The 26,965-nt window shown below is 72.7% G+C and carries 23 protein-coding genes; 16 read left to right on the top strand and 7 right to left on the bottom strand.

Annotated elements, in window-relative coordinates:
* The first annotated feature begins 13 nt into the window (after positions 1-13).
* Positions 14-919 (top strand): ABC transporter ATP-binding protein, encoded by a 906-nt coding sequence (locus ABZ858_RS23940; RefSeq protein WP_361382058.1) that lies wholly within the window; start codon positions 14-16, stop codon positions 917-919.
* Positions 906-1,667, top strand: coding sequence for an ABC transporter permease (locus tag ABZ858_RS23935; RefSeq protein WP_361382055.1), 762 nt, complete (start codon positions 906-908; stop codon positions 1,665-1,667). Before ABZ858_RS23940 ends, ABZ858_RS23935 begins: the two co-directional genes overlap by 14 nt.
* Positions 1,668-1,852: 185 nt before the next feature.
* On the opposite strand, the gene ABZ858_RS23930 is transcribed toward ABZ858_RS23935, so the two are convergent.
* Complete coding sequence (locus ABZ858_RS23930) at positions 1,853-3,094, bottom strand: MFS transporter (protein ID WP_361382052.1); 1,242 nt, start codon at positions 3,092-3,094, stop codon at positions 1,853-1,855.
* 140 nt (positions 3,095-3,234) lie between these two features.
* On the opposite strand from ABZ858_RS23930, the gene ABZ858_RS23925 reads away from it, so the two are divergent.
* Positions 3,235-3,813: an ABATE domain-containing protein gene (locus tag ABZ858_RS23925; RefSeq protein WP_361382048.1), complete on the top strand. Its 579-nt coding sequence runs from the start codon at positions 3,235-3,237 to the stop codon at positions 3,811-3,813.
* Between the two features lie 236 nt (positions 3,814-4,049).
* Here ABZ858_RS23925 and ABZ858_RS23920 read toward each other — a convergent pair whose 3' ends face one another.
* Positions 4,050-4,463 (bottom strand): hypothetical protein, encoded by a 414-nt coding sequence (locus ABZ858_RS23920; RefSeq protein ID WP_361382045.1) that lies wholly within the window; start codon positions 4,461-4,463, stop codon positions 4,050-4,052.
* 620 nt (positions 4,464-5,083) lie between these two features.
* Here ABZ858_RS23920 and ABZ858_RS23915 point away from each other — a divergent pair.
* Positions 5,084-6,418 carry a hypothetical protein gene (locus ABZ858_RS23915; protein ID WP_361382042.1) on the top strand — a complete coding sequence of 445 codons (1,335 nt, stop codon included), beginning with the start codon at positions 5,084-5,086 and terminating at the stop codon, positions 6,416-6,418.
* Here ABZ858_RS23915 and ABZ858_RS23910 read toward each other — a convergent pair.
* Complete coding sequence (locus tag ABZ858_RS23910; RefSeq protein ID WP_361382039.1) at positions 6,392-8,752, bottom strand: NB-ARC domain-containing protein; 2,361 nt, start codon at positions 8,750-8,752, stop codon at positions 6,392-6,394. The genes ABZ858_RS23915 and ABZ858_RS23910 overlap by 27 nt on opposite strands.
* A 474-nt stretch (positions 8,753-9,226) precedes the next feature.
* Here ABZ858_RS23910 and ABZ858_RS23905 point away from each other — a divergent pair, with 474 nt between their 5' ends.
* The 9 genes from ABZ858_RS23905 (at position 9,227) to ABZ858_RS23865 (ending at position 19,690) form a co-directional block, all read left to right on the top strand.
* Positions 9,227-10,183 carry an STM4015 family protein gene (locus tag ABZ858_RS23905; protein WP_361382036.1) on the top strand — a complete coding sequence of 319 codons (957 nt, stop codon included), beginning with the start codon at positions 9,227-9,229 and terminating at the stop codon, positions 10,181-10,183.
* Between the two features lie 177 nt (positions 10,184-10,360).
* Positions 10,361-11,536, top strand: coding sequence for an STM4014 family protein (locus ABZ858_RS23900; protein ID WP_361382169.1), 1,176 nt, complete (start codon positions 10,361-10,363; stop codon positions 11,534-11,536).
* A 106-nt stretch (positions 11,537-11,642) separates the two neighbouring features.
* Positions 11,643-12,473 (top strand): STM4013/SEN3800 family hydrolase, encoded by an 831-nt coding sequence (locus ABZ858_RS23895; RefSeq protein ID WP_361382033.1) that lies wholly within the window; start codon positions 11,643-11,645, stop codon positions 12,471-12,473.
* On the top strand, positions 12,470-13,852 hold the full coding sequence (locus tag ABZ858_RS23890; RefSeq protein WP_361382030.1) for an STM4012 family radical SAM protein: 1,383 nt from the start codon (positions 12,470-12,472) through the stop codon (positions 13,850-13,852). Before ABZ858_RS23895 ends, ABZ858_RS23890 begins: the two co-directional genes overlap by 4 nt.
* A gap of 79 nt (positions 13,853-13,931) precedes the next feature.
* Positions 13,932-14,819, top strand: a complete 888-nt coding sequence (locus ABZ858_RS23885) for an STM4011 family radical SAM protein (protein ID WP_361382027.1) — start codon at positions 13,932-13,934, stop codon at positions 14,817-14,819.
* Positions 14,816-15,241: a hypothetical protein gene (locus tag ABZ858_RS23880; protein ID WP_361382024.1), complete on the top strand. Its 426-nt coding sequence runs from the start codon at positions 14,816-14,818 to the stop codon at positions 15,239-15,241. The genes ABZ858_RS23885 and ABZ858_RS23880 overlap by 4 nt, the downstream gene beginning before the upstream one ends.
* Positions 15,242-15,511: 270 nt before the next feature.
* Entirely contained in the window at positions 15,512-16,153 is a 642-nt protein-coding gene (locus tag ABZ858_RS23875) for a hypothetical protein (protein WP_361382021.1), read from the top strand.
* A 216-nt stretch (positions 16,154-16,369) separates the two neighbouring features.
* Complete coding sequence (locus ABZ858_RS23870; RefSeq protein WP_361382018.1) at positions 16,370-16,681, top strand: trypco2 family protein; 312 nt, start codon at positions 16,370-16,372, stop codon at positions 16,679-16,681.
* A 66-nt stretch (positions 16,682-16,747) separates the two neighbouring features.
* Positions 16,748-19,690: a hypothetical protein gene (locus tag ABZ858_RS23865; RefSeq protein WP_361382015.1), complete on the top strand. Its 2,943-nt coding sequence runs from the start codon at positions 16,748-16,750 to the stop codon at positions 19,688-19,690.
* A 54-nt stretch (positions 19,691-19,744) separates the two neighbouring features.
* Here ABZ858_RS23865 and ABZ858_RS23860 read toward each other — a convergent pair whose 3' ends face one another.
* Positions 19,745-20,170, bottom strand: a complete 426-nt coding sequence (locus tag ABZ858_RS23860) for a hypothetical protein (protein WP_361382012.1) — start codon at positions 20,168-20,170, stop codon at positions 19,745-19,747.
* Positions 20,171-20,299: 129 nt separating this feature from the next.
* Here ABZ858_RS23860 and ABZ858_RS23855 point away from each other — a divergent pair, with 129 nt between their 5' ends.
* Entirely contained in the window at positions 20,300-20,731 is a 432-nt protein-coding gene (locus tag ABZ858_RS23855) for a VOC family protein (protein WP_361382010.1), read from the top strand.
* A 71-nt stretch (positions 20,732-20,802) separates the two neighbouring features.
* On the opposite strand, the gene ABZ858_RS23850 is transcribed toward ABZ858_RS23855, so the two are convergent.
* On the bottom strand, positions 20,803-21,768 hold the full coding sequence (locus ABZ858_RS23850; RefSeq protein ID WP_361382007.1) for an Lrp/AsnC family transcriptional regulator: 966 nt from the start codon (positions 21,766-21,768) through the stop codon (positions 20,803-20,805).
* A 115-nt stretch (positions 21,769-21,883) separates the two neighbouring features.
* Here ABZ858_RS23850 and ABZ858_RS23845 point away from each other — a divergent pair, with 115 nt between their 5' ends.
* Positions 21,884-23,377, top strand: a complete 1,494-nt coding sequence (locus ABZ858_RS23845; protein ID WP_361382004.1) for an FAD-dependent monooxygenase — start codon at positions 21,884-21,886, stop codon at positions 23,375-23,377.
* 88 nt (positions 23,378-23,465) lie between these two features.
* On the opposite strand, the gene ABZ858_RS23840 is transcribed toward ABZ858_RS23845, so the two are convergent.
* Both ABZ858_RS23840 and ABZ858_RS23835 read right to left on the bottom strand, forming a co-directional pair.
* Positions 23,466-24,119: a class I SAM-dependent methyltransferase gene (locus ABZ858_RS23840; RefSeq protein WP_361382001.1), complete on the bottom strand. Its 654-nt coding sequence runs from the start codon at positions 24,117-24,119 to the stop codon at positions 23,466-23,468.
* A gap of 169 nt (positions 24,120-24,288) precedes the next feature.
* Positions 24,289-25,782, bottom strand: a complete 1,494-nt coding sequence (locus ABZ858_RS23835) for an MFS transporter (protein ID WP_361381998.1) — start codon at positions 25,780-25,782, stop codon at positions 24,289-24,291.
* Positions 25,783-26,030: 248 nt separating this feature from the next.
* Between ABZ858_RS23835 and ABZ858_RS23830 the strand changes: the two genes are divergently transcribed.
* Positions 26,031-26,897, top strand: coding sequence for a helix-turn-helix domain-containing protein (locus ABZ858_RS23830; RefSeq protein ID WP_361381995.1), 867 nt, complete (start codon positions 26,031-26,033; stop codon positions 26,895-26,897).
* The last annotated feature ends 68 nt before the right edge of the window (positions 26,898-26,965 follow it).

Here is a 26,965-nt window from a genome sequence, read left to right as displayed (position 1 = left end):
AGGCGGAGGCGGGATGCTCGCCGCGGAAGGCTTGGTGAAGTGCTACGACCGCCGTCGCGCGCTCGACGGCTTCGATCTGACGGTCGCACCCGGCGAGATCGTCGGCCTGATCGGGCACAACGGCGCCGGCAAGACCACCTTCGTCGAGATCGTCACCGGTCTCGTACGTCCCGACGCGGGCCGGATACGCATCGGGGCGCATGACGCACTGCGGGACGGGCGGGCCGCGCGGCGGCTTCTCGGCGTGGCTCCGCAGGAGCTGGCCCTGTACGGCAGCGTCTCGGCGCGGGAGAACCTGCGGCTGCTCGCCGGACTGGCCGGGCTGCGCGGGCGGCGACGGGACGCGGAGATCGCCCGGGTCCTGGACGAGCTTCGGCTGGCCGCCGTCGCGGACCGTCCCGTGGGCGTCCTGTCCGGTGGGCAGCGCCGCCGTGTCCAGGCGGCCACCGCCATGGTCGGTTCTCCACCGCTGCTCCTGCTGGACGAGCCGACCGCCGGGGCCGACCCGGAGACCCGCTCGGCCCTGCTGGCCGCCGTCAAGTCCCGTGCCGAAGCGGGCACCGCCGTCGTCTACACGACTCACTACCTGCCGGAACTCGTGGACCTGGATGCCACGTTGGCGCTGGCCCGAGCCGGGCGCGTGATCGCGCGAGGGACGCAGGAGGAACTCACCCGCCACCTGCCGGGCGAACTCCGGCTCGCCTTCGCCGACCCGGCCGAGCCCGAACTGCGCCTGCCGACCACGGACGCCGGCGCCGACCTGGCGGCCCTGCTCGCCGCCGGCCGCACACCCGTCTCCGTCGACGTCCGCCGCCCCGGCCTGGACGACCTCTACCACTCCCTGGAGGCCACGGTGACCGACGAGGCCACAGCGACCGAGCAGAAGCAGAAGACGGAGCCCCGTGATGTCGCCGCGTGAGTCCGCCGCCCGCCTCAGTGTCCTGGTACGCCACAACACGCTGCTGATGCTGCGCGAGCCCGGCCCGCTGCTGAGCCGGATGATCCTGCCGCTCGTCTTCATCACCCTGCTGCGCCCGCTCTACCTGGCCGCACAGGGCCGGACGGCCGGTACGGAACAGGCGGTCGTCGGCACACTGGTCACCTTCTCGCTGCTCGCGCTCAGCATCTCCGGCAGCGCGATCCTCACCGAACGGCTCGGCCGCACCTGGGACCGCCTGCGCGGCACACCGCTGCATCCTGCGCAGATGCTCATCGGCAAGGCGGTCCCCGTCTTCGCGGCGCTGCTCGCCCAGCAGGTCCTGATCGTCGGGTTCGGGGTGTGCGTTCTCGGGCTGAGGGCGCCGCATCCGATCCTGCTGCTGGCCGTCCTGCTGAGCTGGAGCTGCACCCTGCTCGGCCTCGGGACACTGCTCGGCGTGCTGGCCCGCAGCATGGGCGAACTCTCGGCCGCCTTCGACATCGGCGGCATGCTGCTCAGCAGTGTCGGCGGCGCGCTGGTCCCGTTCAGCGCCCTGCCGGCCTGGGTCGCGACCGTGGCCCCGGCCTCCCCCGGCTACTGGGCCGCCCGTGGCCTGCACGCCGCCCTCACCGGCGACACGCACACCGCGACGGCGGCCTGCGGCACACTCGCCGGCGTGGCACTCACCTGCGGCACCCTGGCCTCGGTCCGGCTGCGGGGGCGCAGTGGGCGGTTGGTGGCTCTCTAGTGGTTGCCCCGTACGAGGATTCTCTGGAATACGTGAACATCGTTTGGTTCAGTTTCGTCTGACCGACAGACCGACTGACCGATAGACCGATAGACCGACTGACCGACTGACCGACTGACCAATCGGATTTTGCATGAGCCCAAGTGGGGGCTCCCCGCCAGGGAACCCCGCGCTACCCGTCCTTCTCAGGAACTGTGCGGTCGGCCCGGGTCCGATCCCCGTTCCCCGATCCCCTTCCCCTTTCCGTTCAGCAGGAGCGCGCCCAGCGCCGCCGCCGCGGTCTGACAGGCGGCCACCGCCAGGAGCAGGGCTCCCGGTCCGGTGGCCTGCCAGGCGCCCGCGAGAGCGGCTCCGCCTGCTGCGAAGGTGCTCTTGATGCTCGCTCCCAGGGTGAACACCTGGGTGCGGGCGTCCTGGGGGGCGTAGCGGTCGCGGCCGGCCAGCAGCGCGGCGAAGAGCGGGCCGGTGCAGCAACCGGCCAGGGCGAAAGCACCGGCTGCCGTGGTCGCGCTGTCCGCCCAGGGCACGGCGGCGAGCGGCACGCCGGTCGCCAACAGCAGCGTGATGACGGTGCGTTCGGGGCGCCGGGTGCCCCATGGCCGCCAGGTGTAGGCCAGGGAACCCACGAGCGATCCGAATGCCATGGCGGTCATCAGGCCGCCCGCGGCCCACGGCGTGTGGTACCGGGCGGCCAGCAGCACGCAGACCACCGGCAGTGCGCCGATGCCGAGTTGGCCCACCGCGCTGGCCCAGGTGAGCGAGCGCAGCGGCGGGTCGCGGACGAGCAGGACCGCGGCGGTGCTCAGGTCGGCGGGGAGCGGTGCGGCACCCTGCCCGAGGCGGGGTCGCAGGGGCAGGGCCGATACGAGCAGACCGCCCGCGACCGCTCCGACGCCCAGGGTCATGAGGGCCGGGCCGGGACCGTACGCCGCCGCCAGGACGGAGGCGAGCGACGGTCCGGCGATCCCGGCCAGGTTGTAGGAGACGGCGTCCAGGCTGAACGCCCGGTCCAGCGCCGCCGGTGGCAGCAGGTCGCCCAGCAGGCTGGTCAGGCCGCCGGTCAGCATGGGTGTGCAGCAGCCCGCGGCGCCGGCCACGGCCAGGGCGACCGGGGCGGGTGCCCGTCCGGCCAGCCCTGCCACCGCCGTCAGTCCCGCGCCGTAGCACACCAGACAGCCCGCGTGGAACAACCGACGGCGCCGGACCCGGTCCGCCAGGGCGCCGGCCAGCGGGGCGGCGACGACGCTGGGCACCAGCAGGGCCGCTACCAGGGCGCCGCCGAACCCGGCGCTGCGCGTACGGTCCACGGCGAGCACCACCAGGCCGACCCGTGCCCCCTCGGCGGCGAGGCGGACCAGCAGGGCCACCGGTAAGTAGCGGGCCAGTACCCACCTCTTGCGCGTGTCCGAGTGTGCTCCCCGTTCCAACGGCGTCCGCGTACGCACTCTCCGCCTCCAGCCCGATCCGCGTCCCGGCCGCCCGACGCGACCCCGCCCCCTCTCATCCGTCATACCCTTGAGGTATGACATCATGTGCATCCCGTGCCGCCGCTGCGCATACTCGGGGCGTGACCTTCGCCTTCGTCAGTGATCACCTGGCCCTGGACTTCACCGCCACCGTGTCCTGGCGCACCACCCGCCCCGAGGAACTCCTCGCCGCGCCCGCGGACTTCGCACGGTGGGCCGTCGCGGCGGGAGTGGTCGATCGGCTGGAGGCGGTGAGCGAGGCGGACCTGGCCGAGGCCCTTGCGCTGCGCGAGGCGATCTACCGACCGGCAGCCGCCGCCGGCGGCGGCAGCGCACAGCCGGCCGGCCCGCGCGACGCCGACCGGCTCCCGCAGGACATCGCCCGGATCCGGCAGGCCGCCGCGCACCCGCCGGTCCGGCCCACGCTCCGGGCGCTGGGCCACGTCGAACGCCTCGGCGGAGTACGGGAGGTGCTGGCCACCCTCGGGGCGGCCGCCAGTGATCTGCTCGGCGGGCCGGACCGCCTGCTCATTCGGCGCTGCGAGGGTGAGCCGTGCACCCGTCTCTTCGTCGACCGTTCCCGGGCGGGCACCCGGCGCTGGTGCTCGAAGCGTGGCTGCGGCAGCAGGGTCAACGCCGCCGCGTACCGGCGCCGGGCCCGTCAGGACGAGCAGATCTGACGGGTCCGGCAACGGCCTCGCAGGCCGTAGTCTGGTCCGTCCCGTTCGGGCGGCCGATACCACTCACTTCACACCGCGGGTGAGCTGCCCGGCCGTCCATGCTCGGCCGGTTGACGTGCGTCGGACATGCGCGGCGGTCCCGATGACGGCACGCGCGTCCGGTTTTGCTGACGGCACGCGTGGCAGGCGGCCGCGCCGGACGGACGGTCGGACGGTCGGTGCGGAGGGCCCTCGGCTCAGGGCGCGCAGCCGGTGGCCAGAAGCGAGTCCCCGTTCACCGTCACCGCCGAGCACGTCACCGAGAGGTTGTGGACGACGTAGGTCCTGGGGCCGGACGGGGTCTGCGCGTTGGAGGTCGCCGTGTCGACGGTGAAGTGGTAGGGCGCCCCGCTGTCCACGAAGCCGCACGCCGAGACCGAGGCGATGAGATTCGGGAAGAGGTAGCCGCTGCCGGCCGGCAGGAGGGCGATGGACGTCGAGGTCGGGCAGTGCGTGGAGGTCGAGGCGATCGACGCCGGCGCGGAGGGCGCGGCCTGTGCCGGGGGCGCGGCCGCCACGAGCACTGCCGCTGTCAGCAGTGCCGCGCCGGTGCCCGTCAGTGCCAAGGGCAGCGACAGATGTCTCGACGAGGGGTTCAGGGGGTGTCCCATGGGGCTGCCTCCGGAGGTCGGCTGGTTTCGATCGCCCGGTCAGCCTTCCGGTCCCGGCCCTGGGGTGCCAGACCGGAACCGGTCAGGGGCCGGCCTCGTTCCCGGTGTGCGAGGCGAGCAGGATTCCGCGAGGTCCGTATCGCTATCGTGTGACCCGACAAGGTTCGACGATCATGTGAGGTGCGCACATGGGGGAGTCAGGACGCCTGCCGGTGCCGCTGCGCGACGACGGACGGCGCTGGAGCACGGTGCTCGCCCAGCGCAGCGTTCTGGGGATCGTCCATAACATCACCTCAGCCACACGATTGCTGGATCTGTTGTCCGGCTTTGATGGCGACGAGCGGATACAGGTCTTCTTTTCGTGCACGGACTCATCGGCACTTGACGAAGGCACGATAGAATTCCTCACCTCGCGAGGTATGCTCCATCTTCCATGGCAGGAAGCAATTTCCAGCCCTTTCGACGTTGCTCTTGCGACCAGTCGGGGCGGAGATCTGCATCAAATACCTCTCCCGCTCATAAGCGCGCCGCATGGAGCCGGGTACAACAAACAATTGAGCCGGGAGCCGGGAGCCGGGAGCCGGGAGGCGGGAGCATTCGGCCTGACGGATGAATGGCTGATGCATGAGGGGAGACTGATTCCCTCCGCAGTCGTCCTGTCCCACAAGGAGCAGCTCGGGCGGCTTGCCGATGGCTGCCCGCAGGCATTGCCCGTGGCCCATGTCGCCGGTGACCCCTGCCTCGACCAGTTGCACGCCGGTCTCGCCTTCCGTGACACCTACCGGCAGGCGTTCGGCCTGCTGCCCGGCCAGCGCCTGGTGGTGGTGTCCTCGACCTGGGGCCGGGGATCGGTCCTGGGTTCCCCGTCGGCCGATGTGCTGCGGCGCACCCTCGCGGAGCTGCCCGCCGAGGAATTCCGTGTCCTTGCCGCCGTACACCCCAATGCGTGGTACGGCCACGGATCGTGGCAGATGCACTCGTGGCTCGCTCCGCTGCTCGACGCGGGACTCGTTCTTCCCACCCCGGAAACCGAGACATGGAAAGCAGCTCTGTGCGCGGCCGATTTCCTGATCGGCGACCACGGATCATTGACCATGTATGGATGCGCGCTCGGAATTCCGTGCGTCATCGGCGCTTTCCAGGAGTCCGTCGTGGCCCCCGGGTCCCCCATGCGGCGCCTGGGAGAACTCCTGCCCCGGCTCACTTCGGCACAGCCCCTGCCCGACCAGCTCGCGCGCGCCCGGGACGACCAGTCCCACGACCCGGAACTGACCTCACTGAGGCGGAGCGTCACCTCGGAACCCGGCCGGTCGGCCGCTCTCCTTCGCCGGCTCTTCTACTCCTGGCTGGACCTCCCCGAGCCCGCTCACCCCGCCGCGACCCGGCCGATTCCCGTCCCGGCCCGTCCGGCGAGGCCCGGTCACCGGCTCCCCCAGCTGCCCGCCATGCTCGTCGCCACGACGGTGGACGACAGCGGCCAGGAACCGATCGTGTCCGTACGCCGCTTCCCCGGTGCGCTCCAGCGCCCGCACGCTCGTCACCTCGGCGGTGCGCATCTGGCCGCCGACCCGGACGACCCCGACCCCCGTTGGCCACGGTCCGCCGACGTCCTGCTGCTGCCGCGCGAGCGGTGCCCCCGGCCCGGAGCGGTGAAGTGGTCGGAGTTCACCGCCCGGTTCCCCGGGTGCGGTCTGCTCGCGTGGGAAGAGGCCGACGAGGGCTGCGGGGTGCTGCTCGCCGACGGTACCTGGCTGCAAGCGCGCTGGATCGACCGTCCGCCCTGGGCCTCCTTCTCCGTCGCCGCCTCGGCCGTCCACGCCTGGACGCAGCGGTGCGGCGCACGCCGTTCCCGACCGGCCCCGTCCCCATACCCGTACCCGGCTCCGTCCCGGCTCCAGGTCCGCGCAGGCGAGCACCTCGGTCCTGGCCTACTGGAGCTCGTCCACGCCCTGTGACCCGGACAGCCGTTCCGTCGCCTCTTCCGCCCGGTTGCTCCGGGCCGCCGTGAACAGTTCCCGGGCGCGTTCCCAGTCGTCGGCCGCACCGCGATCGTCGCTCAGGTCACGGCGGACGTCGCCCCGCAGCAGATGCGCCGCCGCCAGGACGTAGGCGGAGTCGGCCTTCGCCAGTTCGGTGATCGCCGCGTCCAGGGCCCGGAGCGCGGCGTCCGGCTGGATGCAGGCGAGCCGGTCCTGCGCATACCGCATCCAGGCCTTGCCGATATTGAGGGCGATGTCCTTTCCCTCACCGAGCGCCCGGAAACGGGCCCGGGCGTCCCGCAGGACCCGCTCGGCGTCGCCGTGCCGGTGCAGCGCGGTGTACGAGGGCGCCGTGTGATACGCGAGCAGGGCGAGCCCCCGGGGGTGGTCGACCCCGTCGAGCGCCGCTGCGGCTCGGTCGAAGTGGGCGAGGGCGTACTGCGGACGCTTGAGTTTCTGTTCCAGGACTCCCATGCCTTCCAGTGCGCTCGACTGCGTACGGCGCTCGCCCTCGCTCCGGTCAGGCGACCCGGGACGTACGAAGTCCAAGGCCCACGTGAACAGTTCACGCGCCCGGCGCGGGTCGTCCTTCTCGACGCTCCACCGGTCCAGGTGGGCGAAGCCCAGCTGGTAGCACATGCGTGCGATGGCCATCGTGTCGCCGCACTCCCGAGCCGAGGCGAGACCCACCTCGTGGGACTCGATCCACTCCGCGTGGCTCGCCGTGCGCAGGTAGAAGGTCCACAGCCCTTGGCACAGCCGCCATGCCTCCATGTGCATCCCGCTGTCATGGGCCAGATGGACGGCGGCCAGCAGTCCCGCGCGCCTGCGGCCCAGTTCGCGTTCCGTGTACGCCGCGTGCTCCGGCGTCGGCCGCACGTCGCCCACGTAGACGTGCATCGGGTCGTGGTGCCAGCAGGAAGAGAGCGTCGCCTCCGCCGATTCGACGAAGCGGAGGCAGTGGCGGACGATCCAGCCGCGTACGGTGTACCGCTGGGCCTGCGTCTCCTCCGTCTCCGCGGCGATCGCGGCATGGTCGTGGACGAGGGGATGCAGCCGGTAGGTGTCGACGCCCTCGCACTCCACGAGCCGGGCCGAGATCAGCGCCTGGAGACCACGACGCGTCTCGACGGGCTCCCAGTCCGGAGTGAGCGCGTACACGGTGTCGATCTGGAAGTCGGCACGGGGCAGGATGCCCAACCGCCGGTAGAGCCCCGCCGCTTGGGGGACAAGGCCGGCGTAACTGACGTCGAGCGCATAGGGCAGGTCCGGTACGTCGTCCACGGCCAGCAGCTCCTGTCGCGAAGTTCGGTGTGCCAGGCGGGCGGTGAGGTCCTCCAGGACGCCGGGCACCGGTGACTTGAGCTGCCCGGCGATGAGGCGCAGGGCGAGCGGAAGACCGCCCACCTGCTGTACCAGCGGACGGAGCCGTTCGGGGCGCTCGGTACTGCGGCTGACCCTCACGAGCAGTTCGAGGGCGTGCTCGTCCTTCAGCGGCTCGACCTCCACCGGGTCGAAGTCCAGTACCGACGCCAGTCCGGCCGGTACCTGCTGACCGGTCATCAGGAGCACGGTGAGCGGCGAGTCCGGGATCAGGGGCCGCACCTGGGCCAGCCTCGTCACGTTCTCCAGGAGCATGACCACCGGCCTGCGACGCAGGTGTCGTCTCACCTCGGCCGCCTTCTCACCGAGGTCGGCGGGGCGGTCCTCGCGGGGCACCCCGAGCTGTTCCAGCCAGCGCTCCAGAATCGAGGCCAGGTCGGCGGGGCGGCCCGTGTCGTCCGCGGCGAGGTCCGCATGCAGGACATCTCCCGGCAGTGCGCCGCGGTGGGACTGGAGCCACTGGCGGGCCGTCGTGCGCTTGCCCACTCCCGGCAGACCGCACAGGAACATCGCCGTCATCCGGTGCGCGGCGGTGCACCGTGCCCAGTAGTCGTTCATCGCCTGGAGTACGGCGGAGTTGTTCACGTAGTGCAGGATGTTGGCGAATGCCACCGGGGCGGGGCTGCGCTCGACCACCTCTCCGACGATCACCCGCATCCGGTCGGCGGCCTCGGGCCGCTCGGCAAGGAGAGTCTGGAAGCGCTGCATCCACGCGGCCTGCACGGCCTGCACGGCGTCCTCGTCCCCGGTGCGGCGCGCCTCAAGCAACTGCCGCCGCAGGAGTTCCAGCTCGTCCTCCGCGGCGGCCTGTCCGGCGGGGGCTCCACGGCCCAGGAGCTTGGCGAACCGCTTCTTGCCCCATCCCCACAGATCCTGCAGGGCCAGTCCCGTGAGGCTGCTGGCGCACAAGGCCGCCAGAGCCATCATCTCGGCTTCCACCGGTTCCCCCCATGTTCCAGATGTTCCAGTCGCTGCTCGTACACCGCTAGGACCCACCGTAGGGATCACCTGAGCGCCTTGGCACGCGGTACCGGGAGGAAATGGCCGAATCAAGCCTCCGCACCCGTACGTTGTGCCGGCCGACGACTCGCTCAACAGCCGCCTCCGGCCCCCAGGCAGCCTGCCACAACCCTGCGGACGGCGCCGGACGGACTCGTGGGACACCGGCGAAATGACCCGATCTTTCCGCCGTCCGCCGTCGCCTTGTGGCGGCTCGCCGTCCGCGCCTCCGGCTGGGCGACCGGCCGCCTGTGCGCCCCGGACCAGCGCGTTCACTTCACCACCCCGGACGCATTCCGCCCCTGCGGACCGCGTTGTCAGTGCCCCTTGGTAGAAATTCGGTGATCACGGCCCGTGGTCGGTCGATCCGGCCTTCGTTCCACTCCACCCGGGAGCATCCGCATGACCATCGGAGAACACCTGCAGACCTTCCACCGGCTGCCCGTGTACGCCTTTCCGGGCCCGGACGACGAGGGCGACCTGCCCGAGCCGGACGCGTACGCCTGGCGTGTCACCAGCGATGTCTACGACGCCGACGAGCCGTGGGAGGCCGCCTTCGCCCGCTTCCTCGACCGCGTCGACACCACCCGGGTGAGCGCCCTGGTCGTCGGCGCCTGGCAGGAGGCGTACGAGACCGATCCCGGCCCCGTCGTCGAGGCGCTGCTCGCCGCCAGGGACCGGCTGCCCGCGCTGCGCGCGCTGTTCCTCGGTGACATGGTGATGGAGGAGTGCGAGATCTCCTGGATCCACCAGACCGACGTCACCCCGCTCCTGACCGGCTTCCCCGCCCTGGAGGAACTGGGCATACGCGGCGGCGACGGTCTGGAGTTCCCCGCCGTCCGTCACGACAACCTGCGTCGGCTGACCATCGAGTCCGGCGGGCTGCCCGCCGGCGTGGTGCGCGGAGTCGGTGCGAGCGACCTGCCCGCCCTGGTCCACCTCGACCTGTGGCTCGGCACCTCGGACTACGGCGGCGACAGCGAGGCCGCCGATCTGGAGCCCGTCCTGTCCGGCGCCCGCCTGCCGCGCCTGCGCCATCTCGCCCTGCGCAACAGCGAGATGCAGAACGCCGTCGCCGCTGCCGTGGCCGCCGCCCCGGTCGTGTCCCGTCTGGAGGTGCTGGACCTCTCCATGGGCGTCCTGACCGACGAGGGCGCCGCCTCCCTCCTCGACGGCCAGCCCCTCACCCACCTCAAGAAGCTCGACCTGCACCACCACTACATCGGCGCTCCCCTCCTCGACCGCCTCCGGCAGACCCTGGAGCCCGCGGGCGTGGAACTCGACCTCGACCGTGACGACGCCGACGAGGACCAGGACGGCGACGGTACGGTCTGGCGCTATGTGGCCGTGGGGGAATAGGTGTCCACGATCCTTCCGGCCTCGGCCCCGGCCCCGGTCCAGGTCCGGGCCCAGGTCCAGGTCCAGGCGCAGGTCCGGGCGCAGGGCGCGGCTGTGACCTCGGCTGCGGCTCCGGCTCCGGAGTCGGCTGCGGCTCCGGAGTCGGCTCCGGAGCCGGGCCGAGCGCCCCGCCTCGCCGTGGTCGGCAACCCCGAGAACCGGCGCGTCGCGCTCTTCGCCGAGGCGGTGCGGGCCGCAGGGCTGCCCGCACCGCGCGTCCTGCCCTGGGCGCGGGTGCTGCGGGCGGGCGGCGCCGACTTCGCCGCCGACGAGATCGTACGGCTCGACTCCCCCGGTGAGAACGCCGACGTCGACCGGCTGCTGCGCGGCACCGACGACCCGACCCGGGTGGAGGGTTCGGCGCGCTGGTACACCGGGTTCCTGACCGCGCTGCGCGGTCTGCGCGGCGGTGTCCGGCTGGACGACCCGGAGGAGCTGGCCGTCCTGTTCGACAAACGGCGCTGCCATGCCGTGCTGTCCGCCGCGGGCGTACCGGTCCCGGCCTCGCCCACCTCCGGGCCCGACGCGGCACCGGTGCGCGGCTGGGACGACGTACGCGCGCTGATGGCCCGGCACCGGATGCCACGGCTGTTCGTGAAGCTCGCGCACGGCTCGTCCGCGTCCGGTGTGCTCGCGGTCGAGTCCGCGGCCGGCGGCCGGGTCCGCGCCACCACCTCCGTCGAACTCACCCCGGACGGACGGCTGTTCAACTCGCTGCGGGTCCGCCGCTACGACGACGAGCGGGACATCGCGGCCATCGTGGACACCCTCGCCCCCGACGGCCTGCACCTGGAACGCTGGCTGCCCAAGGCCTCCCAGCACGGCCGCGCCGCCGATCTGCGCGTCCTCGTGGTGGCGGGGAGAGCCACCCATGCCGTCGTCCGGACCAGCGCCGGGCCGCTGACCAACCTCCACCTCGGCGGCCGGCGGGGCGACCTCGACGAGGTCCGCGCCGCCGTGACCGCGGCGGGCGGCCGCTGGGCCGACGTGCTGGCCGTGTGCGAGCGGGCGGCGGCCTGCTTCCCGCGCACCCTGTGCGTCGGCGTCGACCTGCTGCCCGCGATCGGCTGGCGCCGCGTGGCCGTCGGCGAGGTCAACGCCTTCGGTGACCTGCTGCCCCGGCTGACCGGCCTGCCGGGCAGCGGAGCCGAGGGCCTCGACACGTACACGGCACAGGTCGCGGCCACCCTGGCCCGGCACGCGCCCCCGAGCGACCAGTCCCACCATCTGCACCACCAGCACCACCCGCACCACCCGCACCACCCGCACCACCCGCACGAGAACGGAACGGAATCCCGTCATGTGTCCGACTGACCCGCCACCCGCACACCACCCCCCGGGCCGGACCGGCGAGCCGGGCTCGGAGCCGGACCGGCAGCAAGTCCGGGAACAGCACCGCGAGCGGCACCCCGAGCCGGACATGAACCAGATCATCGGCACCCACGACCTCCTGCTCGTCACCCTCGACACCCTGCGCCACGACGTGGCGGCCGAGCTGGCGGCGGCGGGCCGCATCCCGCACCTGGCCCGGCGGCTGCCCGCCGGCCGCTGGGAGGAACGGCACGCGCCCGGCAGCTTCACCTACGCCTCCCACCAGGCCATCTTCGCCGGGTTCCTGCCCACCCCGGCCGCCCCCGGCCCGCACCCCCGCCTGTTCGCCGCGCGCTTCGCGGGCAGCGAGACCACGGCCGACGGCACGTTCGTGTACGACACCCCGGACTTCGTCTCGGGGCTCGCGCAGGCCGGTTACCGCACGGTGTGCATCGGCGGAGTGGGCTTCTTCAACCAGCAGGGGCCGCTCGGCTCGGTGCTGCCCGGCCTGTTCCAGGAGTCGCACTGGGAGCCGGAGTTCGGTGTCACCTCGCCCACCTCCTTCGAGGCCCAGGTCACCCGGGCCGAGGAGGTCGTCCGCCGGCTCCCCGCCGACCAGCGCCTGTTCCTCTTCGTCAACGTGTCCGCGCTGCACCAGCCGAACTGGTTCCACCGGCCCGGCGCGACCCGCGAGGCCGGGGACAGCCGGGCCAGCCACGCCGCCGCGCTGGAGTACGTGGACCGGCACATCGGCCGCCTCTTCGCCGCGGCGAGCAGCCGGCGCCGCTGCTTCGCCATCGTCTGCTCCGACCACGGCACCGCCTACGGCGACGACGGCTACACCGGCCACCGCCTGGGCCACGCGTCGGTGTGGACCGTCCCCTACGCCCACTTCTTCCTCGAACAGGACCGGCCGGCGGCCACGGAGGCCGTCCGATGACCCTCGCAACCCGGCGGCCGGCGCAGGCGAGCCCGTACCAGAACTACGTGTACGCCTACCCCCACAAGACCGCCTACCGCCGCCTCGACGACCGCCCCCTGCTCGGTGACCTGTGGGCGCGCGAACCCAAGGACGCGCTCTCCCTCTATCTGCACATACCGTTCTGCGAGGTCCGCTGCGGCTTCTGCAACCTGTTCACCCGCATCGGCGCCCCCGACGGGCTCACCACCGCCTACCTCGACGCCCTGGAACGCCAGGCGACCGCGGTCCGCGCCGCCCTCGGTGACACGGGGGAGGTCCGTTTCGCGACGGCCGCGTTCGGCGGGGGCACCCCGACCTTCCTCACCGCCGGTGAACTGACCCGCCTGTGCGACATCGCCGAGCAGCGGATGGGCGCCGACCTGCGTGCCGTGCCGCTCTCCGTGGAGGCTTCCCCGGCCACGGCCACCGCCGACCGGCTCGCGGTGCTGGCCGAGCGCGGCACCACGCGGCTCAGCCTGGGCGTGCAGAGCTTCGTCGACAGCGAGGCCCGTGCCGCCGTACGCCCGCAGCGCCGCGCCGACGTGGAAGCGGCCCTCGCCCGGGTCCGGGACGCGGCGATCCCCGTCCTCAACGTCGACCTGATCTACGGCATCGACGGCCAGACGGACGCCACCTGGCTGCACTCCCTGGACGCCGCCCTCGCCTGGCGCCCCGAGGAGCTGTACCTCTACCCCCTCTACGTCCGCCCCCTCACCGGCCTCGACCGCCGCCGCCCCGACCCCGGCCCCGTCTCCGGCCCCGGCCTGGATTCCGGCCCGGACCCCGACTGGGACGAGCAGCGGCTGCGGCTGTACCGGCTGGGCCGCGACCACCTGCTGAGCCAGGGGTACGTCCAGGAGTCGATGCGCATGTTCCGGCGCGCCGACGCCCCGCCCGAGGGCCCGGACGACTACGCCTGCCAGACCGACGGCATGATCGGCCTCGGCTGCGGCGCCCGTTCGTACACGGCCGCCCTGCACTACTCCTTCGACTACGCGGTCGGCATGCACCGGATCCGCGGCATCATCGACGACTACGTCTCCCGCCCGGCCGCCGACTTCGCGCACGCCGAGTACGGCCGCCCCATGACACCGGACGAGGCGCGCCGCCGCCATCTGCTGCAGTCCCTGCTCCAGGCGGAGGGCCTGTCCGTCACCGGCTACCGGGCCCGCTTCGGCACCGCGCCCGCCGCGGACTTCGGGCCCGAGCTGGACCGCTTCGGCGAACTGGGCTGGCTGGCGGCGGACGGCGACCGGCTGCGTCTGACACCGGACGGGCTGGCGCACTCGGACGCGATCGGGCCGGACCTGTTCTCTCCCGCCGTACGGGCCGCCATGGCCGCGTACGCACGCAAGTAGGCGGCCCTCGATGGACCTGACAGACCAGAGGGACCCGACAGACCAGAGGGACCAGAGGGACCAGAGGGACCAGAGGGAGTTGACGATCCTCTACCGGGGTCCGCTCGCCTCCTGCGACTACGACTGCCCCTACTGCCCGTTCGCCAAGCGGCGCGACAGCACCGCCCAACTGCGGGCCGACCGCGCCGCGCTGGCGCGCTTCACCGGGTGGGCCGGGGCGCAGCGCGGTGAGCGGCTGTCGGTCCTGTTCACGCCCTGGGGCGAGGGCCTGGTCCGCTCCTGGTACCGCCGCGCCCTGGTCGACCTGTCCCGGCTGCCGCACGTCCGCCGGGTGGCGATCCAGACCAACCTCAGCTGCCGTACGGACTGGCTGGCGGACGCCGACCCCGAGACGGTGGCCCTGTGGTGCACGTACCACCCCGGCCAGACGCCGTACGACCGCTTCCTCGGCAAGTGCCGGGAGCTGGCGGAGCGCGGCATCCGGTACAGCGTCGGCATCGTGGGCCTGCCCGAGCACCTCGACCACGCCCGCCGGCTGCGTGCCGACCTGCCGGAGCACGTCTACCTGTGGGTGAACGCCGCCGAGGGGCACACCTACGACGACGCGGACGCCGCCGTGTGGACGGACCTGGACCCGCTCTTCCCGTACAGCCGCCACCCGCACGCCAGCGCCGGACTGCCGTGCCGGACGGGGGAGTCGGTGATCTCGGTCGACGGCGAGGGCACCGTGCGCCGCTGCCACTTCGTGCGCGACGAACTCGGCAACCTGTACGACGGCTCCTACCGGCAGGCGCTCGCCCCGCGCCCCTGCCCGCTCACCGCCTGCGACTGCCACATCGGCTATGTCCACCTCGAAACCCTGCCGCTGTACGACGTGTTCGCGGGCGGCGTCCTGGAGCGCGTTCCGGCGGGGTACCCGGGGGTCGGACGTTTGCCCGGGCAAGTGCGGGCAAGGCGAGGTTCATGACTGAATCCCACGGCAGCAGCCGGAACAACACGGCGCGGAAGCACACCGCGGCGAAGGCCGAGAAGGCGGCCGGCAAGGCCACCGCGCCCGCCGCGCGGGCGGCGAAGCAGGCCGCCTCCGCCACCGAGGACGCGACGTCGGCGGCCCAGGCCGGGACCGCGCGGGTGGTCGGGGCGACCAACGCCGCGGCCCGTACGGCGGCCCGGGGCGTCGAGTCGGGACGCCAGGCGATCGTCACCGCGTCCGGGCAGGTCGCGTCCACGGCGAAGACGGCGTGGACGGTGTTCGCCCAGCGCAAGCTGATCGCGGCCGGGGTGGGCGCGGGCCTGACCGCGCTGACCGCGACCTCGTACGCGCTGGGCCGCCGGGCCCAGCGCCAGTCGTACGGACCGCTCACCCGCCTGACCCAGGGCCGTATCTGACGTCCCGTCCGGGCGGGCAAGGGGGCCTCACCTCACCCTCCGGCTGCCGGTGGCGGCGACGACCGCGACACCGAACGCGAGCCGTGACGCGCTGAAGGCCGTCGCTGCCGCCGGCGCTGTCGCCGGGGACGCCGGGGACGTCGGGGACGTCGGGGACGTCGGGGTCGGGGCCATCGAGGCCGAGGTCACGGACCGGCGACAGGCGTTCACCTCTTCTCCACGCGTGGTCCAGCATGTTCCGCCTGTACTCGTTTCCCCGGGGGGAGACCCATGCGTACTCGCGTCATCAGCGCCGTCCTGCTCTGCGCCGCCGCCGGCTTCACCGTCGCCTGCCGGCCGGAGGACGGCTCCGGCACGAGCGGCGGCAACTCGTCGGCGGCACCGAGCAGGAGCGCCTCGTCGTCCCCGGACGGCAAACCGGCCGGTGCCGCTCCGAAGGCGGTGCGGAGTTACGTCGGGATGGGGCTGCAGTCGGCGCAGGACGCCGCGCAGGCGGACGGCTTCTACGCGTTGAAGTCGCACGACGCGCTCGGCCACGCCCGGATGCAGGCGTTCGACCGGAACTGGAAGGTGTGCTCGCAGAACGTGGCCGCCGGCAGAACCGTACCGGCGGACACGACGCTGGACTTCGGAGCGGTGAAGCTCGACGAGACCTGCCCCGCGAAGGACGAGAAGGAGCCGACGGCCTCGGGCGGCAGAATGCCGGACTTCAAGGCCAAGTCCGTGAAAGCGGCGCGAGCGGCACTGGACTCCGGGACGTCGATCACGGTGAAGGACGCCTCCTCGGACGGCCGGTGGGTGCTGGTGGAGAGCAACTGGCAGGTCTGCGCCCAGACGCCCGCGGCCGGCAGCGCGTTGAACGGCCGGCCGGTCACGTTCACCGTGGTCAAGTTCGGTGAGACCTGTCCGTAGCCGAACCGGGACGCGGCGGACAGAGGGTTCCGCCGGCAGGTGTTTGCTGGTCCGGGCCCCAGGGGAGACCGGGAGCGGATACGGTTCGCACCGGAGCGGGCCGGCGCGTCGGCGCGGGTTGACGGTGCGGGGTCGGCGGTGCGAGGCCGGGCACGCTCGCCGGGCGTCGGCTGTGCGCCGTCCTGGCGTCAGGGTCAGTCAGCAGGGGGTAACGACATGCCGCAGGAGCCGTGGGCCGAGCTGGGGGAGACCATCAGCGCGATCCGTGCCGAGTTGCAGAGCGCCCTGGACGCGGGCAGGGAGGAGTCCCTGAAGTTCAGGACCGGGCCGGTGGAACTGGAGTTCACCGTGGAGGTCAGGAAGGACGGCGGGGCCAAGGCGAAGGTCTTCGTTCTGCCCTGGACGGTCGAGGCCCATGGTGCGGCGAGTGTGGGCCGCACCCACCGTGTCAAGCTCACCCTCCAGCCGGTCGACGGTGACGGCGACGATCTGAGCATCTCCGCCGACTCTCCGCAGCGCCCGAAGTGACGCGCGCGTCCCGACGGGCGAGGCCGGGCGAGGCCGGGCGAGGCCGGATGAGGAGCAGGACGGGGGATGGACCAGGCGCGGGTCATGGAGATCTGGAATCCGGTCCGGGGGAAGTCGGGCAGCGGATACCTGATCGGTGACGATCTGGTGCTCACCGCGCGCCACGTCCTGGCCGGGGTCCGGATGCGCGGTGGCGTGGAGGTCCGTCAACTGGACCCGGCGGCCCGTACGGACTGGACGGCCGCCGAACTGGTGTGGCTGCCGCAGGCAGCGGCTGCGGAGGTGTCGCCGGACGCGGACGCCGCGCTGCTGCGGATCACCGGGCCGCGCTGGCGGCCGCCGGTGACCGAGCCGGTGCGGTTCGGGCGGATCGTGGGCGATCACCGCGTGCCCTGCCTCGGCCTGGGCTTCCCCGACGCGGTCGCGCGTCCCGACCACGCGCGGGACACCATGCCGATACGCGGCCATGTGGACCCGTTGCACGGCATGAAGTCGGGGATGACCACGGTGCATGTCGACGTGGGTATCGTGCCGAACCGTGCGGGGTGGCACGGCAGTTCAGGTACCGGGCTCCTGTGCGGACCGCTGCTGATCGCGGTCGTGACGACCGAGAAGAGCTTCGCGCCCGGTGTGCTGGAGGCAGTGCCCGTCAGCGTCCTGGCCCGACTGCCGGGATTCGAGGAGACCTTACGCGCCCAGGGCGTCCGGTTCGTCACCGAGGATGTGGGCGGGGAGCCGCCGGAGCCCGACGACGAGCCCGAGTACGCGGAGTACGCGCCCCTCACCCCACCGCCGCCCTCCTCACGGCGCCGCTCGGCGAAGCTGCTGGTGCCCGCCGTGGGAGGGGCGATGACGATCCTGGTGCTCCTGGCCCTCTCCCCGCCCGCGTCGGGCGCCACGTGGCCGATCGGATCGACCCTCTCCGGCCTGCTGGCCGGGTGGGGCATCGAACGGTTCCGTGGCCCGCGGTCACCGGGGGCCGGCCGGGAAGCTGCGGTCCACAGGCTGCGCCAGGCCGTCCGGGGGGAGGTGGAGCGACGGCGTTGGCAACTGCTGGGCAACGACAGCAAGGCCATCAACGTCACCTTCGTCACCGTCCCGCAGGACGGCCGGGACGCGGACAGCGCCTGGCCGCGCGGCGACTTCGACCGCATCGCCCGCTACCTGGACGGGCTGCGGCCCAGACGCCTGGTCATCACGGGCGGCCCCGGCTCCGGCAAGACACTCCTCGCTCTCGAACTCGTCCATCGGGTCCTCGCCCGCAAGCACTACGACGGCCCGGTGCCGGTGCCGGTCGGCCTGTCGGAGTGGGACACCGGCGTGCCGTTCGCCGACTGGTTCAGCGCCCGCCTGGGCCAGGAGTACCTGGGCGGTTCCCAGGCCACGACGCGGGACCTGCTGGCGTTCGGGCATGTCATGCCGGTCCTGGACGGCCTCGACGAGATGGACCCGCCGTACGGCGGACGGCCCAGAGCCGTCGCCGCGCTCGTCCAACTCAACCGTTTTCCAGGCCCGTTGGCGCTGACCTGCCGCTCGGACGAGTACGACGAACTCGGCCGCGCCGAGCAGCGGCTGCTGGACTGTGCGAGGGCGCGGATCGAGGAGGTCCAGCCGGTCGACGGGCTGCGGTTCCTGGAGGAACGGACCAGGAACAGGTCCCGGCTCGCCGTGTGGAAGGACGGTCTCTTCGCGCCGGGAACGGCCACGCGAGCGGTGCTGTCCTCACCGTGGATGCTCACGCTGGCGTCACTGGCATCGCAGACGGAAGCCGGAGCCGCCAGACTCCGGTCCTTCATCGGAGTACCGGACACGGGCGGCCAGGGGCAGGAGGAGTTGCACGCGGCGCTGCTTGAGGAGTTCATCCCGGCCCTGTGCGAGCCGGACCCGGCCGACCGGCGCCGGCCCTACCAGGCGCAAGCCGTCACACGGTGGCTGCGGCTGCTCACCGCGAGCCTGCGCGGCGGCCACGCGGCACCGCCCGACGGTGGCGATGGCGGTGGCCGTGGGAGTGCGAGTGGGAGTGGCGGAGCCGTCGTACCGTCCCGGGACCTGGCCCTCCATACCCTGTGGCCGGTCGCCGGACCGCGCGGCGCCCGTTACGCCACTGCGGCGATCACTCTCGTCTGCTGGCTCCCCGCCCTGCTCGCCCTGGCGGTCTGCCTCCACCGCAACCACGCCCTGCCCCTGCCCGGCGCGATACTGTTCGTGCTCCTCTCCCCCGCACCGCTGCTGTCGGCCTGGAACGCACGCGCACGCTACGTCCAGCCCCGCCGCATCCAGTTCCAACGGCTGCGCGGCAGGCTCGGCTGGAGCCGGGTCGCCCTGGGCACCACCCTGGGCGGCCTCCTCATGCTGCCGCTGACCCCCCTGTTCGGTCCGGGCTTCGCGCTGGCCGCCGGTGCCGGGTTCGCAGCCGTCTTCGGCTTCGGCCTGGCGCTGTCGGTACGCGCGGACATCGACCGCCGCCATCTGATGGCGGCCGGCACCCCGGCCGCCCTCGCGGTGACCGTCGCGGCCGGATTCCTCGCCGGCCGGCTCGGCGATTTCATCGGTCTCACCGCGGGCTGCGGCGCCGGGGCGATCGGGCTGACGGTGGGAGTGCCCGCAGGACTGCGCGCCGCCCGGCGCAACGACGGCGGAGACCCGGACCCGAACCCGCCCGGAGTGCTCACGCCGCTGTCCCCCCTGCGCAACGACGCCATGGCGGGGCTGGTCTCCGGAGCCGTCGCCGTAGCCCTCGCCCTCTACGGGACCCTGTGCGTCGAGTGGTTGCGGGCGCCCTGGCCGCTCGCCGTCGCCACGGCCCTGGCCTGCGGGGTGGCCGCCGGGCCCGGTTTCGTCTCGGTCACCAGCCGCCAGTACCTGGGCCTCATCTCGGCCACCCGCGGAAAGCTGCCCTGGCGTCTGACCGCGTTCCTCCGCTGGTGCCATGAACGCGGCCTGCTGAGATCGGCCGGCACGGTGTACCAGATACGCCATGACGAACTGCTGGAGTGGCTGCGCCGCTGACCCCCACCTGACCACGGGTACGCCGAGGAACCACGGTCACGGAGAGGAACGCCGTTACCGCCGCACACCCTTGTCGACGACCTCCAGCGGCTTACCCGTCGCCTTGTCGATCACTTCCCGGTCGCCCAAGGGGGTTCGTAACCGGTAACTCACACGGTCGAGTCCGACGTCGGCTGCGCAGACCTGGCCGGCCGGCTCGCGCGTGATGAGGGACAGCACCAAGGTGACCTTTGAGTCGGCCTCGCTGCCCGTCAGTCGGCCCTCTTGGCATCCGCCCACCGCGATCACCGTCGTGATGGTCCGGCTGTCCGGCCCGAGGACGACAGCCCGAGTGATGGACTGCGCTGTCGCGAAGTGTGGCGTCTCCGGGCCCATGGTGTCGGCCGCACTGCCACATGCCGCGAGTGCAACCCCGGTGAGGAGAGCGAGCGTTGCGGCAGCGGCGTGGCGAGGACCTGCATTCATATCGGTGAGATGCATGGGGGACGCTTCCGGTTCCAGGCTCGGACAAGGGAATCCGAGAACGCCGTCGTCACCGGCGAGGTGAAGGAGAGGGACCGGGCAAGAAACCGGGCTGCCGACAACCAATGCCGTTGATATGTTGCGCCGATGCCCACGATCAAGAAGTTCCAAGTCACCTTCGACTGCGCGGAACCTGAGCGTCTCGCTCGCTTCTGGTGCGATGTGCTGGGGTACGCCGTACCGCCGCCACCGGCGGGGTTCGCCACGTGGGACGACTACCACCGCTCCCGGGCTCCCGAGGACCGGGATGCGTGGTTCGCCTGTGTCGATCCGTCAGGCGTCGGCCCGCGGCTGTACTTCCAGCGCGTGCCCGAGGGCAAGGCCGTCAAGAACCGGCTGCATCTCGACGTGCGGGTCGGTACCGGGCTCCTGGGGAAAGAGCGCCTGGCCGCGCTCGAAGCCGAATGTGCCCGGCTGGTGCCGCTCGGCGCGGTACGCGTACAGCTCCTGTACGACGGCGGCGACGACTCGTGCATCGTGATGCAGGACATCGAGGGCAACGAGTTCTGTATCGACTGAGCCGACTCCAGGCCGCACAGCGCCGGCGACGGTATCGGCGCCGGTGACGGTATCGGCGCCGGCGACGGTCACTACGGCCGGTTCGCGGCCTGCTTCACGGTCCTGATCACCGGTGCCGTTTCGAGATGCGTGATGGCCGGGAGCGCGGCGACCCGGGTCGTCAGGTACCGGTAGAGCTCCTGCTGGTTGGCGCACACCACGCTGGCGAACAGGTTGGTCGGCCCGGTCGTGGCGGCGGCGAACGCGATCTCCGGGTGCCCCGCCAGCGCCTGGCCGGCCTCCTCCAGATGCGCGGGGGCGACCGAGAGCCAGAGCTGGGTCCGGGTGTTCACGCCGAACATGCGCCAGTCGACGTCGATGTCGAGATAGAGCAGTCCGTGTTCGCGCAGTTCCGTCATCCGGCGCCGCACCGTCGTCGGCGACCAGCCGGTCGCCGCGGCCAACTGCTCGTACCCGGACCGCCCGTCGGTGGCGAGCAGCGCGAGGAGCTTGCGGTCGCCGTCGTCGAGCCGCACCGGTCCCGGCCGGCGCGGCACCGGAGGCGGCCGCAGCCGCTCGACCGCCGCCGCGTCCAACGACCCGAGTTTTCCGACCAGATTGTCCGGTCCGCCGTAGAAGGCGTGCAGCAGGCAGTGCGCGGTCACGCCCTCCACCCGCGGGGTGCGGGGCAGTTTGGCCAGCAGCAGTGCCTCGCTGTCCGCCTCGCTCTCGGTACGGACCACACAGGTGATCTCGGTGCCGCCGGAACCGAGGCTCACCCAGGACGTGTCGGGGCGTCCGGCCAGCGCCTCGGCGACCGGGAGCGACGCGGCCGGCGCGCACCGTACCCGCAGGAGCCACAGCACGGCCCCCAGCGCGGTCGGATCGACCCCGCACAGCACCCGTACCGCCCCGGCCGACCGCAGCCGGGCGTACCGGCGGGCGATGGTGCGGTCCGACACGCCGAGCACTTCGGCGATGGTGCTGAACGGGGCGCGGCCGTCGATCTGCAGGGCGTGTACGAGCCGACGGTCCAGCTCGTCGTAGTCGGATTCCACCGAGATGAGGCTAGAGCGTGTCGGATGTCTGCGCAATCGTGCCGGTTTCTGGCCTGGGCGGCTCGGCGGGCGGAGCGTTGCTCCTGTCCTGATCGACACGGCCACAGGAGAGTCCATGGACACCGATGTCCTCATCGTCGGCGCCGGCCCGACCGGAATGACGCTGGCCAACGAGCTGCTGCTGGCGGGGGTGTCGACCGTACTGGTCGACAAGCTGTCGCGGCGCAGCGACCTGTCCAAGGCAGGTGGCGTGCAGTCCCGCACGCTGGAGGCGCTGGACCAGCGGGGGCTGCTGGAGCCCTTGCTGGCCACCGGAGATCACCCCGTCACCACCGGCCACTTCGCCGGTATCCCGCTCCCGCTCCAGTCCAGCCGGCACCGGCTGCCGTGGCGGTCCGTGCCGCAGGTGGTGATCGAGGGTTTCTTCGAGCAGCACCTCGCCGCGCACGGCCTTCGGGCCCGCCGGGACCACGAACTGGCCGGCCTCGCCCAGGACGGCGACGGGGTCACCGCGGCCTTCGCCGACGGCACCACCCTCCGCTCCCGGTACCTCGTCGCCGCCGACGGGGCCCACAGCACCGTACGGCGGCTCCTGGGGGCCGCGTTCCCCGGTGAGGCCGGTACGTTGACGATCACCGCGGCCGACGTACGGCTGAACGGCGACGACGCGTTCGCCTCGCACACCTGGAACGAGGACGGGCACTGGGCGGCGCTGTTCCCGCTCGGCACCGATCCGCGGGGCAGGCGGCTGCGCCGGCTGGTCATCGGCGGACCGGGCCGCTCACTGCCGAGGGACGTCCCGGTCACCGAGGACGAGATCCGCCAGGGCCTGACCACCGTGTTCGGCACACGGGTGCAGCTGCTCGAACTGCTCTACGCCCGCCGTATCACCAACGCGTCCCGGCAGGTCGAACAGTACCGGCACGGGCGGGTGTTCCTCGCGGGCGATGCCGCCCATGTCCACCTTCCGCTCGGCGCGCAGGGCATGAACACCGGGATGCAGGACGCGCTCAACCTCGGCTGGAAGCTCGGCGCGGCGGTGCACGGCTGGGCACCGGAGGACCTGCTCGACACGTATCATGCGGAACGGCATCCGGCCGGGGCCGCCGTCCTGCGCAACGTACGGGCGCAGAGCCTGCTGATGGACTGGGCCGGCGCCCGCGATCCGGACGTGCTGGCGGCCCGGGAGATCTTCAGGGACATGGCCCGGCTCCCGAATGTCCAGCGCCATCTCGCCGACCTGATGTCCGGGATGGCGGTCCGCTACCCGATGCCGGGCACCGAGACCCATCCGCTGATCGGCCGGCCCGCACCGGACCTGGACCTGGACCTGGACCCGGGCCTCGGGCCGGCCCGGGTGCACGAACTGCTGCGGTCCGGGCGCGGCATCCTGCTGGACCCGGCCGGGGCCTTCGCCAGGACCGCCGCCCCCTGGTCGGACCGGGTGGACCGGGTGGAGAAGGGGTTGGACCGGGTGGAGCGGGGGGACCGGGTGGGCCAGGGCGGCGGCGCCGAGCCGATGCTCATCCGGCCGGACGGGTACGTGTGCTGGGCCGGCGCGGACGGCCTGGAAGCGGCGCTCGGCCACTGGTTCGGCGAGCCCCGCTGAGCCACTGATCACATCGCCATGTGGCCATGAACCCCCGTAGCCCCGAGGCGGCCGACTGGCCTCCCCTCCCCCGCTCTACGTCTCGCAGCTACGCCTCGCACTTGTACGCGAGGAGCTGGACCTCCTGGAACTGCCGCCGGTCGGTGGGCTCGGGCTCGATCACCAGACGCGCCGACTCCACCAGTCCCTGGTCACGCAGGAGCCCGGCGAGGTGGTCGGGGGACCAGCGGTAGGCCGTCGCCACGGTGTGGTCGTACGCCTGTGTCTGCTCGTGCGGGCCGTCCGTCGCCGGGAACTCGATCAGCAGGCGTCCGCCGGGGGCCAGGACCCGGGCGATCTCCGCCAGGATCGCGGGCAGGTCCTCCGGTGGGGTGTGGATGACGGACCACCGGGCGAGCACCCCGCCCAGGACGCCGTCCTCGATGTCCAGCGCGGCCATCGAGCCGACCTCGAACCGCAGCCCGGGGTTGGCCTCGCGAGCCAGCTCGACCATCACGGGGGACGCGTCGACGCCGAACGCCTTCAGGCCCAGTCCGTGGAGATGGGCCGTGAGGTGGCCCGGTCCGCAGCCGAGGTCCGCGACCGCGCGGTCACCGTCCGCCCTCACCAGCTCCGCGAAGGCGCTCAGGAGGGCGCGTTCCAGCGGGCGGCCGGCCAGGGTGTCGTGGAACTGGCGCGCGTAGGTGGCGGCGACGGCGTCGTAGGCCTGGCGGGTGGCGTGCAGGGTGTCGAGTTCGGTCACCGGGAGACCATAGCGGGGGGAAGAGGGATCGCGATCGCGGAAGGCGGTCGCGATCCGGGCCGAGGAACGGCGACGAGGAACGCGGTTGCGCATCGCGGTCGATGCGCTCCGCGGGCTCCTCGACGGCCGCCGTGGTCCGGCCGGCTTCGCCGCCCGCCCGCGCCCGGCCTCAGCCGCGCGGCAGCAGGACCCGGGTGAGCGCGGAGGTGACGAGGAGGACGACGGCGACGGCGAGGAGGCCGATGCGCATGCCCGGCAGGGAGAAGCCGTCGCCGGTGCCGACCAGCAGACTGCCGAAGAGGGCGACCGCGAGGGCGCCGCCGGTCTGCCGCAGGGCGTTGAGCAGCCCCGAGGCGGTACCCGCGCGCTCCGCGGGAACGGCGTCCATCAGCAGTGCGGTCAACGCCGGCACCGCGATCGCCCCGCCGATGCTCAGCGGCAGCAGGAGCACCAGCACCAGCCACACCGGGGTGTGCGCGCTCAGCGGCAGCATGGCCGCCATCGCGACGATGAACATCAACTGCCCGGCGACGATGACCCGTCGGCGTCCGACCCGTTCCGCCAGCCGGGGGGAGACCAGATTGGTGCCCGTCACCACCGCCGACATCGGCACGAACATGAGTCCGGCCTCGATGCCCGACATCCCGCGCAGTTGCTGGTAGTACAGCCCGAGGATGAAGATCCCGCCGTAGAAAGCGGCGTTGAGGGCGAAGCCCACGGCGAGTGCGACACTCACCCGCCGGTCCGCCAGCATGCCGAGGGGCACCATCGGCATGGGGTGGCGGGCCTCGACCGTACGGAAGGCGAAGCCGGACACGACGGCGAGGGCGCCCGCGGCCAGCACGGGGGCCTTGGTCCAGCCCAGGTGGCCCCCCTCGATCACCGCGAACGCCAGCCCGGCCAGGGCCAGTACGGCGGTGAGCTGGCCGCCGGCGTCCAGTGCGGCGGGGCGGCGCGGGGAGCGCGGTACCCGGGTCAGCAGGCCGAGGATCACCGCGCCCACGGGCAGGTTCAGCAGGAAGACCGACCGCCAGCCGGCCGCGTCGGTGAGCAGTCCGCCCAGCACGGGACCGGCGGCCATCGCCACCGAACCGCCGACCGTCCACAGCGCGATGGCGCGAGCGCGGGCCCGGGCGTCGTCGTAGGCCTGCCGGACCAGCGCCAGCGAGGCGGGCATCACGACGGCGGCCGCACCGCCCTGCGCCACGCGCGCGGCGACGAGGACGCCGATGCCGGGGGCGAGCGCGCAGGCCAGAGAGGCCAGGGTGAACAGAGCGACGCCCCAGGCATAGGCGCGGCGGGCGCCGGCACGGTCGGCGAGCGCGCCGGCGGACAGCATCAGGGCCGCGAACATCAGGGTGTACGCGTCCACCACCCACTGGAGTCCGGCCATCCCCCCGCTGAGGGAGTCGCGGATCGCGGGCAGTGCGATGTTCACCGCCGAGACGTCGATGGTGATCACGGTGAAGCCGAGCAGCGCGGCGATCAGCTCCACACCCTTGCGCTGCCGGTTCTTCGTCTCCGGCTCGGCATCGCGCCCGCGGACGGAGGCGCGAACGGACTGCCGGACGGACCCGCGAACGGACGCGGAGACGGACTGCCGGAGGGACGCGGAGACGGGTATGGAGGGCGGCGGTGGGACGAGGCGTGGAGTGGACGGCATGGTGAACTCCCTGACGGCGGGCCGGGTGTGCCGGCGGTATGGCGGGTGGGCGGGCGGCCGTGGTGGCACCGGGCCGCGGTCCGGTGTCGTGCACCCCCTGGGCCCCGGTGGCCGACTCCGGCCGCCCGCTCCGGTAAAGACTCTCCACCATGGAGCGCCCGTTCGGCAGACCGCGCTGTTACGGGGCGTCGCGTTCCAGGCCCTGGCACACCCCCTCACGTGCCTTGACGGGCTGCGACAATGGCCTGATGACAGCAGCAGACGGGCGGGGAACCGAACTCGGCAGGTATCTGAGGGCGCGTAGGGCGCAGGTGCGCCCGGAGGACGTCGGCCTACCCAGCGGGGCGGGGCTGCGCCGTACTCCCGGGCTGCGGCGGGAGGAACTGGCCGCGCTGGCCGGGGTGAGCGTGAACTACTACATCCGCCTGGAGCGCGGCCGGGAGACCAATCCATCGCCCGCCGTGGTGGACGCCCTCGGCCGCACTCTGGGGCTGCGCGGCGACGGCTACGAGCGCCTGCACGAACTCGCCGAGCTGGCCTCGGGCCGGGTCTCGGAACTGCCGGCCTGCGCCGACCGTACCGTCCGTGACTCGGTCCTGCGGATGCTGGAGTCGATACGCCCGCTGCCCGCCTACGTGGTGAGCCGCCACAACCGTGTCCTGGCCGCCAACCCGCCCGGCCGGCGGCTGTTGCCGGGCCTGTGGGACTGGCCGGAGGAACAGCGCAATCTCACCCGCTACCTCTTCCTCCACCCGGTGGGCCGCACCCTCTACGACCCCTGGGAGGAGACGGTCTCCCACTCGGTGGCACACCTGCGGGCGGTCGCCGGAGCCGACCCGGACGACCCGGAACTGACCACGCTGGTGGGCGAACTGCTCCTCAAGTCGCCTGACTTCACACGGATCTGGGAACGGTACGAGGTCTGCGAGCGTGGTGGCGGACAGAAGACCTTCCGCCACCCGGCCGTCGGCTCGATGACCCTGACGTACGAGGTGATGCGGCTGGCCCGGACGGGCGGTCAGCGGATGGTGGTCTACCAGGCGGCCCCAGGCAGCCAGGACGAACAGACCATGCTCCGCCTGGAACCCGCCCGCCGTCCCGTGTCCGCCGGTTGAGCGGCCGGTGCGTCCCGATGAGGTGGTGGCGCAAGCCGTTCGTCAACGCGTTGACGGTCCGCCCCTCT

Source organism: Streptomyces sp. NPDC047017 (genome assembly GCF_040644175.1).
Classification (GTDB): Bacteria; Actinomycetota; Actinomycetes; order Streptomycetales; family Streptomycetaceae; genus Streptomyces.
Note: the sequence above shows the minus strand (reverse complement) of the source record. Positions and strands in the feature narration are given on the sequence as shown.

Excerpts from the sequence above, each read along its gene's own strand:
- ABZ858_RS23860 (WP_361382012.1), bottom strand. The coding sequence starts at position 20,170 with ATGCATCTCACCGATATGAATGCAGGTCCTCGCCACGCCGCTGCCGCA.
- ABZ858_RS23910 (WP_361382039.1), bottom strand. The coding sequence starts at position 8,752 with ATGATGGCTCTGGCGGCCTTGTGCGCCAGCAGCCTCACGGGACTGGCC.
- ABZ858_RS23855 (WP_361382010.1), top strand. The coding sequence starts at position 20,300 with ATGCCCACGATCAAGAAGTTCCAAGTCACCTTCGACTGCGCGGAACCT.
- ABZ858_RS23870 (WP_361382018.1), top strand. The coding sequence starts at position 16,370 with ATGCCGCAGGAGCCGTGGGCCGAGCTGGGGGAGACCATCAGCGCGATC.
- ABZ858_RS23830 (WP_361381995.1), top strand. The coding sequence starts at position 26,031 with ATGACAGCAGCAGACGGGCGGGGAACCGAACTCGGCAGGTATCTGAGG.
- ABZ858_RS23920 (WP_361382045.1), bottom strand. The coding sequence starts at position 4,463 with ATGGGACACCCCCTGAACCCCTCGTCGAGACATCTGTCGCTGCCCTTG.
- ABZ858_RS23895 (WP_361382033.1), top strand. The coding sequence starts at position 11,643 with ATGAACCAGATCATCGGCACCCACGACCTCCTGCTCGTCACCCTCGAC.
- ABZ858_RS23935 (WP_361382055.1), top strand. The coding sequence starts at position 906 with ATGTCGCCGCGTGAGTCCGCCGCCCGCCTCAGTGTCCTGGTACGCCAC.
- ABZ858_RS23845 (WP_361382004.1), top strand. The coding sequence starts at position 21,884 with ATGGACACCGATGTCCTCATCGTCGGCGCCGGCCCGACCGGAATGACG.
- ABZ858_RS23940 (WP_361382058.1), top strand. The coding sequence starts at position 14 with ATGCTCGCCGCGGAAGGCTTGGTGAAGTGCTACGACCGCCGTCGCGCG.
- ABZ858_RS23835 (WP_361381998.1), bottom strand. The coding sequence starts at position 25,782 with ATGCCGTCCACTCCACGCCTCGTCCCACCGCCGCCCTCCATACCCGTC.
- ABZ858_RS23865 (WP_361382015.1), top strand. The coding sequence starts at position 16,748 with ATGGACCAGGCGCGGGTCATGGAGATCTGGAATCCGGTCCGGGGGAAG.
- ABZ858_RS23905 (WP_361382036.1), top strand. The coding sequence starts at position 9,227 with ATGACCATCGGAGAACACCTGCAGACCTTCCACCGGCTGCCCGTGTAC.
- ABZ858_RS23890 (WP_361382030.1), top strand. The coding sequence starts at position 12,470 with ATGACCCTCGCAACCCGGCGGCCGGCGCAGGCGAGCCCGTACCAGAAC.
- ABZ858_RS23875 (WP_361382021.1), top strand. The coding sequence starts at position 15,512 with ATGCGTACTCGCGTCATCAGCGCCGTCCTGCTCTGCGCCGCCGCCGGC.
- ABZ858_RS23880 (WP_361382024.1), top strand. The coding sequence starts at position 14,816 with ATGACTGAATCCCACGGCAGCAGCCGGAACAACACGGCGCGGAAGCAC.
- ABZ858_RS23915 (WP_361382042.1), top strand. The coding sequence starts at position 5,084 with ATGCATGAGGGGAGACTGATTCCCTCCGCAGTCGTCCTGTCCCACAAG.